This is a genomic window from Methanovulcanius yangii (genome assembly GCF_018687785.1).
GTDB classification, from domain to species: domain Archaea; phylum Halobacteriota; class Methanomicrobia; order Methanomicrobiales; family Methanomicrobiaceae; genus Methanovulcanius; species Methanovulcanius yangii.
Genome location: NZ_LTBL01000001.1, coordinates 2,152,887 through 2,166,952, shown reverse-complemented (window position 1 = coordinate 2,166,952; position 14,066 = coordinate 2,152,887). Strand labels below are relative to the sequence as shown.

General features: G+C 55.9%; 19 protein-coding genes and 2 tRNA genes. 6 read left to right on the top strand and 15 right to left on the bottom strand.

What is annotated here, in order from left to right:
- Positions 1-38: 38 nt before the first annotated feature.
- Positions 39-869, bottom strand: coding sequence for a glycine betaine ABC transporter substrate-binding protein (locus tag AZH53_RS10715; protein WP_319643515.1), 831 nt, complete (start codon positions 867-869; stop codon positions 39-41).
- Positions 870-1,406: 537 nt separating this feature from the next.
- Here AZH53_RS10715 and AZH53_RS10710 point away from each other — a divergent pair.
- On the top strand, positions 1,407-2,174 hold the full coding sequence (locus AZH53_RS10710; protein ID WP_319643514.1) for a queuosine precursor transporter: 768 nt from the start codon (positions 1,407-1,409) through the stop codon (positions 2,172-2,174).
- A 61-nt stretch (positions 2,175-2,235) separates the two neighbouring features.
- A complete protein-coding gene (locus AZH53_RS10705) occupies positions 2,236-3,045 on the top strand; it encodes a hypothetical protein (protein WP_319643513.1) in 810 nt (269 codons plus the stop codon).
- A 233-nt stretch (positions 3,046-3,278) separates the two neighbouring features.
- Here AZH53_RS10705 and AZH53_RS10700 read toward each other — a convergent pair.
- From AZH53_RS10700 to htpX, 3 genes are all read right to left on the bottom strand, one after another.
- Positions 3,279-3,352 (bottom strand) — tRNA-Val (locus tag AZH53_RS10700).
- 4 nt (positions 3,353-3,356) lie between these two features.
- Positions 3,357-3,427, bottom strand: a tRNA-Gly gene (locus tag AZH53_RS10695).
- A gap of 71 nt (positions 3,428-3,498) precedes the next feature.
- Complete coding sequence (gene htpX / locus AZH53_RS10690; RefSeq protein ID WP_319643512.1) at positions 3,499-4,380, bottom strand: zinc metalloprotease HtpX; 882 nt, start codon at positions 4,378-4,380, stop codon at positions 3,499-3,501.
- Positions 4,381-4,589: 209 nt separating this feature from the next.
- Here htpX and AZH53_RS10685 point away from each other — a divergent pair, with 209 nt between their 5' ends.
- Complete coding sequence (locus AZH53_RS10685; RefSeq protein WP_319643511.1) at positions 4,590-5,360, top strand: sulfide-dependent adenosine diphosphate thiazole synthase; 771 nt, start codon at positions 4,590-4,592, stop codon at positions 5,358-5,360.
- Positions 5,361-5,420: 60 nt separating this feature from the next.
- Positions 5,421-6,068 (top strand): putative phosphothreonine lyase domain-containing protein, encoded by a 648-nt coding sequence (locus tag AZH53_RS10680; RefSeq protein WP_319643510.1) that lies wholly within the window; start codon positions 5,421-5,423, stop codon positions 6,066-6,068.
- A 40-nt stretch (positions 6,069-6,108) separates the two neighbouring features.
- On the opposite strand, the gene AZH53_RS10675 is transcribed toward AZH53_RS10680, so the two are convergent.
- The 10 genes from AZH53_RS10675 to AZH53_RS10630 all read right to left on the bottom strand — a co-directional run bounded on the left by AZH53_RS10675 (position 6,109) and on the right by AZH53_RS10630 (position 11,858).
- Positions 6,109-6,255 carry a 50S ribosomal protein L40e gene (locus AZH53_RS10675; protein ID WP_319643509.1) on the bottom strand — a complete coding sequence of 49 codons (147 nt, stop codon included), beginning with the start codon at positions 6,253-6,255 and terminating at the stop codon, positions 6,109-6,111.
- Positions 6,256-6,337: 82 nt separating this feature from the next.
- Positions 6,338-6,883: an RdgB/HAM1 family non-canonical purine NTP pyrophosphatase gene (gene rdgB / locus AZH53_RS10670; protein WP_319643508.1), complete on the bottom strand. Its 546-nt coding sequence runs from the start codon at positions 6,881-6,883 to the stop codon at positions 6,338-6,340.
- Positions 6,880-8,460, bottom strand: coding sequence for a bifunctional N(6)-L-threonylcarbamoyladenine synthase/serine/threonine protein kinase (locus AZH53_RS10665; RefSeq protein WP_319643507.1), 1,581 nt, complete (start codon positions 8,458-8,460; stop codon positions 6,880-6,882). The genes rdgB and AZH53_RS10665 overlap by 4 nt, the downstream gene beginning before the upstream one ends.
- A gap of 3 nt (positions 8,461-8,463) precedes the next feature.
- The gene (locus AZH53_RS10660; RefSeq protein ID WP_319643506.1) at positions 8,464-8,619 is read right to left on the bottom strand and encodes a 30S ribosomal protein S27ae; all 156 of its coding nucleotides are present in this window, start codon (positions 8,617-8,619) and stop codon (positions 8,464-8,466) included.
- Between the two features lie 2 nt (positions 8,620-8,621).
- A complete protein-coding gene (locus tag AZH53_RS10655; protein ID WP_319643505.1) occupies positions 8,622-8,933 on the bottom strand; it encodes a 30S ribosomal protein S24e in 312 nt (103 codons plus the stop codon).
- A 32-nt stretch (positions 8,934-8,965) separates the two neighbouring features.
- The gene (locus tag AZH53_RS10650) at positions 8,966-9,475 is read right to left on the bottom strand and encodes a GTP-dependent dephospho-CoA kinase family protein (protein ID WP_319643504.1); all 510 of its coding nucleotides are present in this window, start codon (positions 9,473-9,475) and stop codon (positions 8,966-8,968) included.
- Positions 9,476-9,673 (bottom strand): transcription elongation factor subunit Spt4, encoded by a 198-nt coding sequence (gene spt4, locus AZH53_RS10645; RefSeq protein WP_319643503.1) that lies wholly within the window; start codon positions 9,671-9,673, stop codon positions 9,476-9,478. It lies immediately after the preceding gene.
- Positions 9,663-10,232, bottom strand: a complete 570-nt coding sequence (locus tag AZH53_RS10640) for a DNA-directed RNA polymerase (protein ID WP_319643502.1) — start codon at positions 10,230-10,232, stop codon at positions 9,663-9,665. Before AZH53_RS10640 ends, spt4 begins: the two co-directional genes overlap by 11 nt.
- 12 nt (positions 10,233-10,244) lie before the next feature.
- The gene (locus AZH53_RS10635; RefSeq protein ID WP_319643501.1) at positions 10,245-10,625 is read right to left on the bottom strand and encodes a type II toxin-antitoxin system VapC family toxin; all 381 of its coding nucleotides are present in this window, start codon (positions 10,623-10,625) and stop codon (positions 10,245-10,247) included.
- Positions 10,626-11,858, bottom strand: a complete 1,233-nt coding sequence (locus tag AZH53_RS10630) for a translation initiation factor IF-2 subunit gamma (protein WP_319643500.1) — start codon at positions 11,856-11,858, stop codon at positions 10,626-10,628.
- 213 nt (positions 11,859-12,071) lie between these two features.
- Between AZH53_RS10630 and nikR the strand changes: the two genes are divergently transcribed.
- Positions 12,072-12,494, top strand: a complete 423-nt coding sequence (nikR, locus tag AZH53_RS10625) for a nickel-responsive transcriptional regulator NikR (protein WP_319643499.1) — start codon at positions 12,072-12,074, stop codon at positions 12,492-12,494.
- A gap of 13 nt (positions 12,495-12,507) precedes the next feature.
- Here the strand turns inward: nikR and AZH53_RS10620 are convergent, their stop codons facing one another.
- On the bottom strand, positions 12,508-12,801 hold the full coding sequence (locus AZH53_RS10620; RefSeq protein ID WP_319643498.1) for a DUF2098 family protein: 294 nt from the start codon (positions 12,799-12,801) through the stop codon (positions 12,508-12,510).
- Between the two features lie 56 nt (positions 12,802-12,857).
- On the opposite strand from AZH53_RS10620, the gene AZH53_RS10615 reads away from it, so the two are divergent.
- Positions 12,858-14,066 carry a YcaO-like family protein gene (locus AZH53_RS10615; RefSeq protein ID WP_319643497.1) on the top strand — a complete coding sequence of 403 codons (1,209 nt, stop codon included), beginning with the start codon at positions 12,858-12,860 and terminating at the stop codon, positions 14,064-14,066.

The following is a 14,066-nucleotide window of genomic DNA, read 5'->3' as shown; positions in this document are numbered from 1 at the left end:
TCTTTCCAGCGGGACGAAGTCGGGATGGTATTCCCCCCTTAGGCTGGAATCAGTCCGCGAGGGACCAGGTACTCACGGGCAATTATTTCCGGGTCTTCCTTGTCAACATCGAACCGGCTGTTCAGCTGGCGCATGGTGGCCGAGTCGATCCCATTGATGAGAGGCGAAAGGGCAGCGATGATGTTCTTATCCTCTCCCCGCTTTCCGTTGACCAGCAGGATTGCATGGTACGGTGGCATGGCGTACTGGTCATCGTCGAGCGCGGTAAGGTTGAAGAGCGTGATACGTGAATCGGTGGTATAGGCCACGATCGCATCGACGTTCCCTGACTGGAGCGCCACAAAGGTGAGGGATGGATCCATCGGCCTGACCTCGCCAAAGGAGAAATTGTAGACCTTCTCAACATGAGGAAGACCATCCTCAACGGCTGCATGGAAGACGAGGTCGCTGCCAAACACCATGTCCTTTGCGTACGGGGCAAGATCGCTTATGGTGATGACGTTTTGCTCGGCAGCCCACGCTGAGGGGATAACGATCACGTTGTCGTTCCGAAATCCCAATTGGCCGGCAAGAAGGATGCCATCCCTGGTAAGGCCTTTCTCTACGATGGCATACACCTCTTCGGGAGCCCACCGGTCGACTGGCTCGCGATCGGGCAGCTGGTAGTAGACAGAGCTGGTATAATCGACATACATATCGACCTGGCCGGCTTTCACCGCCTCGTAGAGTGCGGCATTGTTCATTCCGGACCGGATTTCCGTGGAATATCCCTCTTTCTCGAGAAGCAGGGCCATCATCTCACCGATGATATACTGCTCGTTGAATGGCATCACGCCGATCACGACGGTCTTTGGTCCTGCTGGAGTCATTTGGCTGCACCCGGCAACGATCAGGGTAATAACAATTAATCCGCACATAACGGCAGCATATCTCACAAAATCACTCTTCTTTGGATACCATGGTATTATGATTAATATTTTCGGTGAATTTCTTCTGTCAGCCGCAAAGGGTTCCTTGATATCGTACCCATCATCATTCGGAAACGTGACAATCCTTGAAAAATAATGGGCCTCCTGTTTTTAAAGCAAACCTCAATCCGCTCGAATACGCCAACCGATTCATCTGACTTTATCTAAAAAACCATCTCATTACCCAAAAATGGCGGCAATAACGCCTCCAAGGTCATCGCCGTGTCCGGGGCAGACCGCTTCGATCCCGCCTTCAAAGAGGAGCACACGCAACCCGGCGAGGGATTGGATCAGCGCCTCCTGGTCCCGGCCGGAGATACCGGCAATGCCGGCTTAGTGGCAAGAAGGAGGTCGCCGGTGAAGAGAAGACCGCACATCCGAAAGGAGCAGAGGGTATGAAAAAGTTTAAGGCTTCATTCCGAAATCATTACCTACGGTATGCTTGACGAGGGTATGATCTGGGTCTACTGGTTGATCGGGCTCACATTTGTTACGTACCTTTCGGCGTATATTGTGCGACACCACCGCGAATACGCCTTCGCCGCCCTCACCGGGTTTTTCATCATTTATGCAGGGGCCTCGCAGTTCCTTGCCACCCGGGTAATCATCTTCGATCTCCTGACGGTTTCCTTCTTTGCCCCTGCATCCGTCTTCGTCTTTCCCTTCGTTGCACAGGTACTCGACATGATCAACGAAGTCTACGGTCAGAGGATGACGCATGTGGCTATACTGATCGCCTTTGCCACCCAGGTGCTCCTCATGATCTTCATCGCCATAGGAAACGCCCTCACCCCCGCACCCTTTTTCGGCTATGAAGAAGCCTGGCAGAACATCTTTGCCCTCTCTCTGCGAATTACCGCAGCGAGCTGGATGGCGTTTTTGATCACCGCCAATTTGGACGCCTATATATTTGCCAGCCTGAAGAGAAGGTTTTTGCAGCGGGAGGAGGCCTTTCCTGTGAGCACGTATCTGAATCCGTATGTCTGGCTCCGCTCCACTGTGAGCGATGCGATAAGCCTCACGCTGGACTCAGTCATCTTCGTGTCATTGGCCTTCTTCGGAGTTGCTCCCCTGCTCCCGCTGATCATCGGACAGATCGTCGCGAAAAATATTGTCGGTTTCCTGGACAATCCCTGGTTCGTCTGGTACAAGGGTATGATCCAAAAAGGAGAGCGGCCAGGGCCTGACGTAAGGATTCACCATTGATGGAGCCGCATTGTTCAAAAGGCTGACACAGCAGTTGGCTTAGAAAGGGAGTATCCATAGTATGAAGATAGGCAAACGGGTAAAAATTGTAGCCATTGTCGTGGTTTGCGTGCTATTTGATATCGTTCTTCATCTTGTTACAAACACTTACAGTACTATGCCTGAGAATCCGAACTATAGCATGGTGGCAACGTTGCTCGGGACGGAGATTACCGTCTCTCTCTGGGCGCTCCTCTCTTTTTCCGGTGCTGCCTATGTTTATTGCCGCATCAGAAAGGTGATTCCGGGAGAGGGTGTGGAAAAAGGGGTGCGGTACGGGTCTGCAATAGCGCTGATCTGGCTTATTGCCATGCTGGAGGGGGTATCCCTATTTGGCAACCCAATTATTAACGAATTTGTAGTCGGCCTCAGTGATGCAATACCTGTTTTTTTAATGGCGATTCTATTGAGTGTGCTAGATGCTGAGAAAGGAGAGAATGCTGCGGCAAAGCCGTTTACTCTTCAACAGAAGATGACGACCGTATCCATATTCACGGGGATATTCTTAATCGGACGATATGCTGCATATGTCACAGGAGTGATCCAGTCAGGATACCAGACAAGCCTGATTTATACATTTTTCTGGACGCTGCTTATGGGTGCCTGTATTGGGGTGGCATGTATTTTGCTAAGGGATATCGGAAATTCGGTGCCCCTGGAACATAGGGCAGCAAAATTCGGATTCCTGATCTTTGGAGTTAACTGGGCTACGTTTCTTCTTTTCATGCCCTTATTGTTCTCCGGGTATATAATCGATGTTTTATCCAGAATCATTATAGACACCCTGCTTGTAACGATCGGATATTACCTGACATTTCAGTCCCGGAATTGAGGTAAAATCTAAATTAAAAACATGAGGTGCGGTATACGTGAAAATGCCTGAGAATACCCCTCCTTAATTTCACACTCAATGCTCTGGATGAAGGTTTTTTGGTTCAACCATGCAAGGAACCTGGCCAAGGAAAGAAAAACAACCATAAATGTGAGTGACTTGCTCGACAACGTGGGTTCTGAATTCAAAAAAAACGCAAAAAACCCGTTCAAATATAGAAAAACGAAAGGAAATGGGCTCGCTGAGATTCGAACTCAGGATCCCCGCCGTGTGAAGGCGATGTCATAACCAACTAGACCACGAGCCCAAAATGCACCGACCGGGAATTGAACCCGGGCTATTGGCTTGGAAGGCCAAAGTCATGCCACTAGACCATCGGTGCCCGATGATGTGCTCTCTTATGTTTCTGCCAATCCGTATTAAAGATATTTTATTGAAAAGGGGATGAGGGCCTTACGCCCCCCGCATCTCCGCCTCGATTGCCTCGAGAGCGGCAATGCGCTTTTCAAGCGGCGGGTGGGTGGAGAAGAGCTCAGTGAGGCTCTTTCCGGAGAGGGCGGGGATGATGTAGAACATATTTGCCCCCTCCACCTTCTGCTTCTCCTGGACCGGCACGCGGTCCATGCGGCCGCTGATCTTGATCAGCGCATTCTTCAGCGCCGCCGGGTTCTTCGTGATGTAGGCGCTTCCCCGGTCGGCGGCAAACTCGCGGTACCGGGAGAGGCTCATCATGAGGATGGTCGCGACAATCCAGACGACGATGGAGACGATCCATGCCACAATCCATGCACCGTTGTTCTCCCTGCCGGAGAAGAGGGAGGCGAAGAGTGCATTCTGCATGATGATGGAGGCGAGCATCGCAACGAAACTTGCCACCGTCATCGTGAGGATATCGCGGTTCTTCACGTGCGCTAGCTCATGGGCGAGGACCGCCTCGAGCTCGTCCCGGTCAAGAGTCCGCATGATCGAGTCCGTGGCCGCAACCACGGCGTTCTTCGGGTTTCTTCCGGTCGCAAATGCATTCGGCACCGGTGACTGCATAATCGCAATCTTTGGCATGGGAAGGTCGGCCTCAGCCGCAAGCTTTGCTATCATCGCATGCAGTTCCGGATATTCATCCGCCGACACCACCCGGGCCCGGGTACTCATCAGCACCAGCTTCGACGAGAAGAAGTACTGGATGAAGGCGAAGATGAAGACGAACGCCAGCAGTGCTCCGAACATATTCGGGAGGATTACGTTGAGCACCGCCAGGAAGATCAGGTAGACGAGCAGGAGGAGGGCCCATGTCAGGATGACGCGGGAGGTCAGCCCCCAGTCTTTCTTCCATTTCATAACCTCTTCTGTTTCACCGCTGATCAGATATAGGTATTCAGTGTGACACCTCCTTCCCGGTGCGGCCCGCACTCCCGAAAACCTGCCATCCCAGGTTCAATTCGCCTCCATCCCCGCGGCAGAGCGAATTTCAGCGAGCCGCAGAGAGGCATACGCTCCTGCCCGGTCATCCCTTTCAAATACCCCTACATCAAATCATCACCACAACCATGACACCAAAGGAACTCGATGAAGTAGTGATCAGCCGTGCGATTCTCGAAGAACAGAATACCGTCCTGATGGACTACCTCGACTTCGACTGTGCGGTCGTCGGCGCCGGTCCCTCCGGCCTTACTGCCGCGGCATACCTCGCCGAGGCGGGGGTCAAGACCGGCGTCATCGAAAAGAAGCTCTCGGTGGGGGGCGGCATGTGGGGCGGCGGCATGATGTTCCCCCGCATCGTTGTCCAGTCCGAGGCCCGGCCCATTCTCGATACATTCGGTATCTCCTACAGGGAATACCGGGAGAACTACTACGTCGCATCCTCCGTCGAGGCGGTCGCCCACCTGACGGCCGCTGCCTGCGATGCCGGCGCGGAATTTTTCAATGTCACGATGGTGGAGGATGTCGTGGTTAAGGGTGATGGACGCGTCTCGGGCCTCGTCATCAACTGGTCCGCGGTCGAGATGGCACACCTCCACATCGACCCCCTGACGCTCAGGACACAGTACACGATCGACGCCACCGGCCACGACGCGACGGTCGCCCACCAGGTGAAGGCCAAGGGCGGCGACCTGCCCATCGCCGGCGAAGGGTTCATGTGGGCCGACCGTGCCGAGGCTAACATCATCGGGCATACAAAGGAGGTCTTCCCAGGCCTCATCGTCGCCGGGATGGCGGCAAATGCCGTTGGAGGCGAGAGCCGGATGGGCCCCATCTTCGGCGGCATGCTTCTCTCCGGGCGCCGTGCGGCAGAACTGGTCATCGAGAAGCTCTCCTGACCTTTTTTACACACGGCAAAATCGCGTGGTATAAATATACTGGCTCAAAACGAGAATATCATGGATACCGAGGGTGAAGCGCTTGCCGATGTCGCCTATGGACTGTTCGAGATCCTCCTCAACAAGCATCTGAAACGGGGAGGACATTTCCTGTTCGAGCTTGTCGAATCAGGAGAGAATTTCAGGGAGGAATTCAATGCGGCGTTTCTTTCATTCAGGGAGGACTATCCCGACCTCTCGGACGCACTCCTTGGGGGCTATGGGAGTGCGGATGCCATCTATGACCTTTTCTGTTCCGGAGAGGGCGTCATCCCTACTAAGACCACCCGCATCTTCTGGATCCTGCAGGATGCTCCCGGATTCGACCCCGCCCTCGCCAATGCCGAAAAGGCAGGTAAATGGCTGATATTTTTGGACCGGGATGAGGTCGACGGGATGTGGAAGATGGTCCGCGACGCCACCTGCGAGGGACGACTGGGCATCTCGGCAAAGGTCTCGACGGCAAAACAGAGCCCGGAATCACGGGACGAGCGGATGGTCATCTACGTCCATACGGCAGACTGGGAAGATGAAGATGATGTGATGCGGATACGCGAGGTGCTCCGCTCCCTGGGAGTCGAACAGCGGATCGGGTACAAGCGCAATATCGAAACGTTCCAGGGTGAATACAGCGAAAAAGGAAAAAGGGTTACGTACTACAGTGCATAACCGGTATTGTGAGTGGTTTTCAAAAAACCACACAAAAATATTATCCCTTTCTCTCTTTGGATTTCGGCCGGAGCGCCTTGTATCCGCATTTTCGACAGGTCGTTGCACGCGGTGCATTACGTGCATTGCAGCGCATGCAGATCTTTACATTGAGGAGCCGTGATTCTGCTTCAGGAAAACGTGCCATAGTCCAAATACCTACTATTTTTCAGTTCTATATACAACGCGGTCTGCCCTATTAACAGTTTGGTTCCCCCCCGAACGTGAGGTCATACCCCTGACGAAAGATACTCGCGCAGATTTTCAAGCGCCCGGCCACGATGGGAGATTGCCCCCTTCTCCTCCGTCGTCAGTTCCGCAAGAGTCCTCCCCTCGACCTCGAAGATGGGATCATATCCGAATCCCGCGCTTCCGCGGGGACGGACGATGGTGCCGTCGACCCGGCCGCGAAAGATCCTCACGCTGCCCGTCTCGTCGGCGTACCCGATGGCCGTCTCGAAGTAGGCGCTACGATCCTCCTCTCCCACGAGGAGCCGCAGGATCCCCGGCATCCCGATCGTCTCCAGCACATAGGCGGCATACGGGCCCGGAAACCCTTTGAGCGCCCGGATGAAAAATCCGGTGTCGTCGACCATCACCGGCTCATGCAGCGCCTCCCAGGCGTACTCCGCCTTTGTCCGGGCAATGACGCCCACATCATTGTCCCTGAACTCGGGGATCTCGAGCGCAACATGCCGAACCTCGGCAATGCCGCGGAAGTACTCCTTGATCTCATGCGCCTTGTGGGCATTCGAGGTGACGATGGTGACGTTCACAGGTACCGCCCCCGCATCCGGATCTCCTCCACCCGCTCGAAGACCTCGTCCGCATCATCCGTTGCCGCGGCATACCCGTCCCTGAAGGCACGCGAGAGGCGCTCGTAGTCCCTTGTCGTGCTCTCGAGGGTCTGGAAGAAGACGTGCACGTCCACCCCCCGCGCCTCGGTCTCACGGGAGACAAAGGAGAGGCCAAAGTCGATGAAGACCGGCACCTCCCCCCGCATGATGATATTGCTCGTCGTCAGATCGCCGTGGATGATGCCCGCTGCATGCATCCGGCCGACCATCTCCCCCGCACGTTCCACGCCCGGAGGCGAAAGGACCCGCTTGAGCATCGCACCTTCAATGTACTCCATCACGATACTGTCGTGCGTTACGTCACGGATGACCGGCGTTGCGACCCCCGCCTTTCGTGCCGCGGCGATCAGCCGCGCCTCGGCACGGGTGCGTTCGGCAATGAGGCGGGCGTCGAGGCGGGGGGTGCGGTAGCCCTTGGAGAGACGCCGTTTGACGACATCAGGCCCCCGGCGCGTCACCAGCGCCTCGGCCCCACGTGCACCCGCGTCAGCCATCGCATCCGCCCGGACAAAGGCGGCATGCCCATCGCCCGTCCGCCACGTCACCTCGACCTCGTCTGAGCGGTACCCTGCGTTCACCGCCGAGTCGCCGATCGCAAGGGTCGCACCCGCCTCCAGCATGATCTTTCCCGTATAGGCGATCATCGCCCCGTTGTCGCCGATGTACTTCCGGGGCGGGACATAAAAGGAGGCTCCGCGCTCCTCGCACATCGTGGCAAGCATCTCCTGCAGGCGGCCGTTCGCCCCGACGCCGCCCACCAGGAGCACCTCGTCCTTCCCCGAATGGGCAAGCGCCCGTTCGGTCACCTCGACGCACATCGCAAACGCCGTCTCCTGCAGGCCCGCACAGACGTCGGGAAGGGCGGCAGGGGAGGATGAAGCCGCCGAGATCAGGCCGGAGAAGGCAAGATCCATTCCCTTGACCGTATAGGGAAGATCGATGGGATCGCCCGTTCGTGCCAGCGCCTCGATCTGCGGGCCGCCGGGATGCGTCATCCCCTTGCTGCGGGCAAACTTGTCAAGGCCGTTGCCGATGCCGATGTCGAGGGTCTCGCCGAATATCCGGTAGCGTTTCCCCAGGAATCCCAGAACCTGTGTATTGGCCCCGCTCGCGTAGAGGGTGATCGGATCATCGCACCCGCAGGCCCATCGGCCGACTTCAACATGGGCGACACAGTGGTTGACGCCGACGAGGGGCACGTCAAGGGCAAGTGCGAGAGCCCGTGCTGCGGTACCCACAGTTCGGAGGCACGGCCCCAGCCCCGGCCCCTGCGAGAACGCGACGGCGCGGATTGCCGACGGGTCGCCGATCACCGCGCTCACCACCTCTTTCATCTTCGAGGCATGATGCTGGGCCGCCTCACGGGGATGAATTCCCCCCGACGGAGGCTGATACGGTGATGAATAGAGCGAAATGACGTCGTCATCGCCAAAAAGAGCGGCACTGAGGTTCCAGGCGGTACCCTCAATTCCGAGTATATGCCCCTGTTCAGGCATCGCTTATTTCTTGAATTCGGTATATCCGCACTTGCCACAGGAAAGCCTGTCCTTGTGCTCTGCCATACAGACACCGGGTCCGCAGCGGGGGCAGTATTTCTTCTGGATGACGGCCTTGTCACCCTCGACCGTATAGTACGCTGAGCGCTTGATTGCCATCCTTATGCCTCCTCTGCTGCCTCTTCGGCCTCTTCTTCCGGTGCGCCCGTGCGCTCGACAAGATGTGCCGGTTCAACGCGCTTCAGGCTGTCTTCATCTTCATAGATGCGTGCGTACCCGGTGAGCTCCTGTTTGCCAAAGCTCGTCTTGATTGAATCGAGTACAACGAGGCGTTCTTTTACATTCTGGAGGGCACAGAGCTTTTCCAGAATCATCCTGCGCGACGGGGTTGCCCCTTCAAACGTAAGGACGAAATCAAGTTCCCTCCGATTTAGAAGCCCGTTCTCTTCATCTCTGATAAATTCAAAGTCCATCGATATCCCTACAATATTGTTATGAAAATTACTTAAAAGTCGTGATCAACTTCATCACTCTTCTCGAAGAGACTCAGAAGCCACTCAGCCTTTCTTTTTCGTTCAGCATCGACCAGAAGCGCCACAACGCCCTCGCACGGCTGCCCATAAAGGACAACGGCGCCGTCGGGGGCGGCGAGCACCGCGGGGATGACCGCAAGATCCTCCTCTCCGTCCACAAAGACGAGGACGGGGGAAGCGGCCACTCCCTCATCCAGTGCGGCAATCAGCTCACCGGTCAGCATCCCCGGGGGATTTGCCACCTCTATACGGCGGGAGGAGAGAAGCGGCGTCTCCCGGCAGGGGCTGCGCATGGTGATGCCGTCTATGACCGCCACATCCGGCGTAATTCCCGCAATGAGAAGATTGCGGGTCACCATATCGCCGACCGCAATAACCATCCTGCCGCGGATGACGTCCATCGCATCCTCAACAGAAGAATAGAGGGGGCCGAAGGGTTCCTTGAAGTACCTTCGGTTCTCCCGGGGAAGGGTATAGTCCATTCAGCGAACCTTCAGTGCAACACGGCCGGGCGCATCGATATTCATCTTATGCGCAATATCGGAATGCCGGGGGTCGATGACCACAAGGTATCCGGCCCAGTCTTCCGTCAGGTTCGTACCGCCGCACATGACACAGGCCTCACCGTCCACCAGACGGTGGCAGCCCCTGCAGACGTTCTGCTGTTTCTTACTCGCCATGGGAGGATTTCTCCTTCTCTGCCTCGTCGGCCAGCCACTGCTCGGTCCCGAGACCCGACTGGCGCATCGTAAGGCCGATCTTGCTCTCGCGCGGCTCCCTTTCCGAGAGGGAGAGCGAGACGATACGTGCCCGGAGGCCGTCGCCGACGGATATCTGCCGCTTCGTCTCCTGGCAGACGAGCCGGCCGTTCTTCTCATCATAACTGATGAAGTCATCCGAAATCTGACTGACATGCAGCATGGCATCGATCGGACCGAGAGAGACGAAGGAGCCGAAACTGGTCGTCTCCACGACGATGCCCTCGATTACTTCCTGCTGGGCGAGCCTGAGGACGATCGCCTCAAACTCGACGGAATAAAAGACCGCCCCGTCGCCCGGTATGATATCCCCCTCGCCGATGCCGAGGATCTTGGTTACGGCAATGAAAATACCGATATTCTTGTCGATGCTTCCTTCCAGCTGTTCCTGGAGGACGTCCATGACCACCGTCTCGATGTCTTCGCCCAGACGGAGTGGCGGCACCCGCACCTTGTCTTCAAGTTTCATTTTGTAATACATGAACTCACCCTGTTAGCCCCGAATGATCTCTAATTTCTTTTTTTCACGCAGATATACCACATCAATATTTCGTTTGAGGAGTGCGCTTCTGAGCTGGCGGTCGTTCGTTGCAACCATGCATCCGTTCTCAACCGCATAGCGGATGATGCGCTCGTCGACGGGTATGTCGTCGTACGGGCTCTTTTCCACCCGGCACCTGTCGGCAAGCCGGATGCCGACCCGTGCGGCCGCTGCATCACGCCCCTTTCCGGAGGCAATGCCCGCAAGCTCCCTGGTGACATCCACAAGGGTCACCGGCTCATACGCACCAACGAGCGCCTCGATCTCCGAAAAGATGTCAATCCCGAACTGAACCGGGATCATCAGTGCATTGGCGTCAAGGAGGACCTTCACTTATACTAACGTCCCCATTCCGATAAGGCGCCATCTGCCGCCGACCTGCCGGGATATGGCGATCCTTGAGCCGGTTTCGACACAGACGGGACGCTTGAGCACCACATCGACGACATCCTTCTTCGTGTTCACGACGATGCCTACCGTCACGGCAGTACCGACGGAAAGCATCAGCGGTTCCTTGTGGCGCAGCGGTTCAATGGTGAACTCGTCATCCGACCCGACAACCCGGTCCATCAGACTGACCTGGAAGGAGAGACGGTCCCATACCGGGGGAAGGGCGCCAACGTGGCCCGCAACCTGACCCGCAAGCGCATCACTCTTGGTAAGCGCCGGGTCGAGCTTCGTGCCCACACCGAGAAGGCCGCCGGGGGTCGCGGTCTGGACCTTACGACGACCGGCATTGATTGTGGTGATCTTTGTTTCGATTGGCTCCCATATCGTCTGGTTCTCAATCTGCACCTTTCGTCCGGGCCGAATTTCGATGTCATCGCCCTCGTTGAAGACCCCTCTGGTGAGTGATCCGCCGATTACCCCTCCTTTGACCTCCCTCCAGCTGCAGCCGGGTTTGTTGATGTCAAAGGAGCGGGCAATGAGCATGAGGGGATTCTCTTCCGGATCACGCTTCGGTTCGGGAATATACTCATTGAGCGCCTGAAGAAGGGCGCCGATATTGATCCCTTTCTGTGCGGAAACCGGAATGACCGGAGCGTTTTCGGCGATCGTTCCCTTGACGAACTTCTTGATCTGCCGGTAGTTTTCGAGCGCATCCGCCTGTGAGACGACATCGATCTTGTTCTGAACGATGACGATATTTTCAATGCCCACAAGTTCAAGTGCCATCAAATGTTCCTTGGTCTGGGGCTGCGGACATCGTTCATTCGCCGCGATAACGAGCATCGCCCCGTCCATCAGCGCCGATCCCGAAAGCATCGTCGCCATCAGTGTCTCGTGCCCGGGGGCATCGACAAAGGATACGGTCCGGACAGGCTCGGCGTCCCCTCCGCATACCGGGCACGTCTTGCTGCTGGTAAAGGAATCAGCACCGGCGCACTCCGGGCACCGGTAGACGACCGCGTCTGCGTACCCGAGACGTATCGATATACCTCGTTTGATTTCCTCGCTATGCCGGTCTGTCCATGAACCGGTCAAGCCGGAAACCAGTGTCGTTTTGCCATGGTCAACATGGCCGACGACACCGATATTGACACTGGGAATTAATGGATCACTCAATGAATTTCAAACCTCCTTATAAATATACAACCGCACTACTTATACCTACTCTGTGCCGGCAATCGTGCCCTTCGGGTTGGACCGCGGGGGGGTTAAATATTTGTATTGAGCCTGAATGATGAGTCCATTTTCACACGATGTAATAAAAAATTTAAATGAATAAACAAAAAGTACAACTATACCGATGCAAATGCATTATTAGCGAGGTTTTTTATGTCAAATGATTCAGACCTTTCCCGAATCGGGATCTCCCTGCCCAAAAACCTTCTCGATAAATTCGACGAAATTCTGGATCTTCGGGGATATTCATCGCGATCAGAGGGTATCCGTGATGCAATTCGGAATTATATCACGTATTACAAGTGGATGTCGGACGTGAGCGGGGAACGCCAGGGGGTCATCACCATGGTCTACGACCATGAACAGCGGGGGCTTCTCCAGATACTCACCGAAATTCAGCATGATTACCTCTCGGTCATCCAGTGTTCACTTCATTCCCATGTCAACCACGACAAGTGTGTTGAGGTCATCCTCCTTCGCGGCGAGGCAGACAAGATGAAAAGTATTGCAGAACGTCTGATGGCACAGAAAGGGGTCGAATCGGTCAAGCTGACGACGATCCCGATTGAAGACTAAAAATTATATTTTTTTATCCGGCCCCGACGCCGGTGACATCATCGTACCGTTCGCGGAGGTCGTCTGACGATTCGATCTCTTTCAGATGCCGGTAATCATCGAGAGATTCTGCACTTCGTTCATGCTTCCCCTTTGGCCTCTCCGACCCTTCCACAAGAACCAGCCTGTCCGTCCTGTACAGGAGACCGGTCGAATCAATCTCTGCGAAGGCCCTTCCCTCTATCTCCTCCAGGCGGACCACGGTTCCGGAAGTGCCGGTGGCAGGATACCGGGCCCGGACACCGGGAACGATCATCTCACTTTCCATTGATCTACATGGAATCGGCGAAAATATAAAAATTGGCGCACAATGTTGGTGTACGAATGACACCCTTTACCCTACGCCACCTTGAATACGGATTTGACAATATTTGCCGGCAGATCATGCACCCTGAGGATGTATGCGCCGCTGCAGAACCAATCATGCAGGAGATCGGCGTTGCGGAGGTCGTGGATATCACCCACCTCGACCGTCTCGGCATTCCCGTGTGGGCAGCAATCCGCCCCCGTGCGCCGCCGGGTTCCAAACCGGTCCATACCGGGGCCGGGATGACCGCCGCATATGCAAAATCTGCGGCAATGCTGGAGGCGGTCGAGCGTTTCTCCGGGGAATACCGGGGCCGCGTTTTTAATATTGCATCCTATGAACAGATTGGCCTCACCCGTGCCGTCGACCCGCATGACCTGATTCTCCCCCGCACGCTCGAAGTTGGAGAACAGCTCCAGTGGTGTACCGCATGGGACCTCCTGAATAATGCGGAGTGTCAGATTCCTGCAAATGCTGTATATTATCCCTATGATCCGATGAGCATGGCAGCCCAGCTCTTCAGAAGTGACGCAAACGGCCTTGCGGCAGGATACGAACCCGAAGAGGCACTCCTGCGGGGAATGCTCGAAGTCATCGAAAATGATGCCATGAGCGTTGCCCACCAGGAAGGTTCATTCCCCGTCCGCCTGACATTCGACGACGGTAGCCCGGTTGCCGACATCTGCGAAATCCTCGCGGGCGAAGGAATCGATGTCCATCTCTGGCTTATTCCCGGGAAAACGGGTGTTCCAACCGTGGCCGCGGCGGCGGACGATACCATTGCCCGCGACCCCTTCATGGTCATCACCGGGAGTGCTACCGACCTGAACCCGGAATGCGCTGCGGAAAAGGCGCTCCTTTCAATCATCTGCAACCGGGCGGGGCACCTGCATGCAAAGGAATCCGGCGTGGTCAAGATCCGCCATGGGATGATCGAGAAGGCAGGATACGAACGGTACAAACGCATCAACAAAATATGGTTCGCCGAGGCCGGGGCCCTCCCCGTGGAAGATGTCCCAGACCTGAGCAGCAGATACGTGGACGAGGATATCCGCACAGTACTATCCGCCGTCGACCCCCATGCCGACCGGGTCTGTGCGGTCGACCTTACAAAGACCGCCCTTCCGGCATCACGGGTCATCATCCCGGGATTCGAGGTTTCATATCTGGATCCCTCGAGGACGAAGAGCATCGCTCCCAACCCATATACCGAGCAGTACTACTGA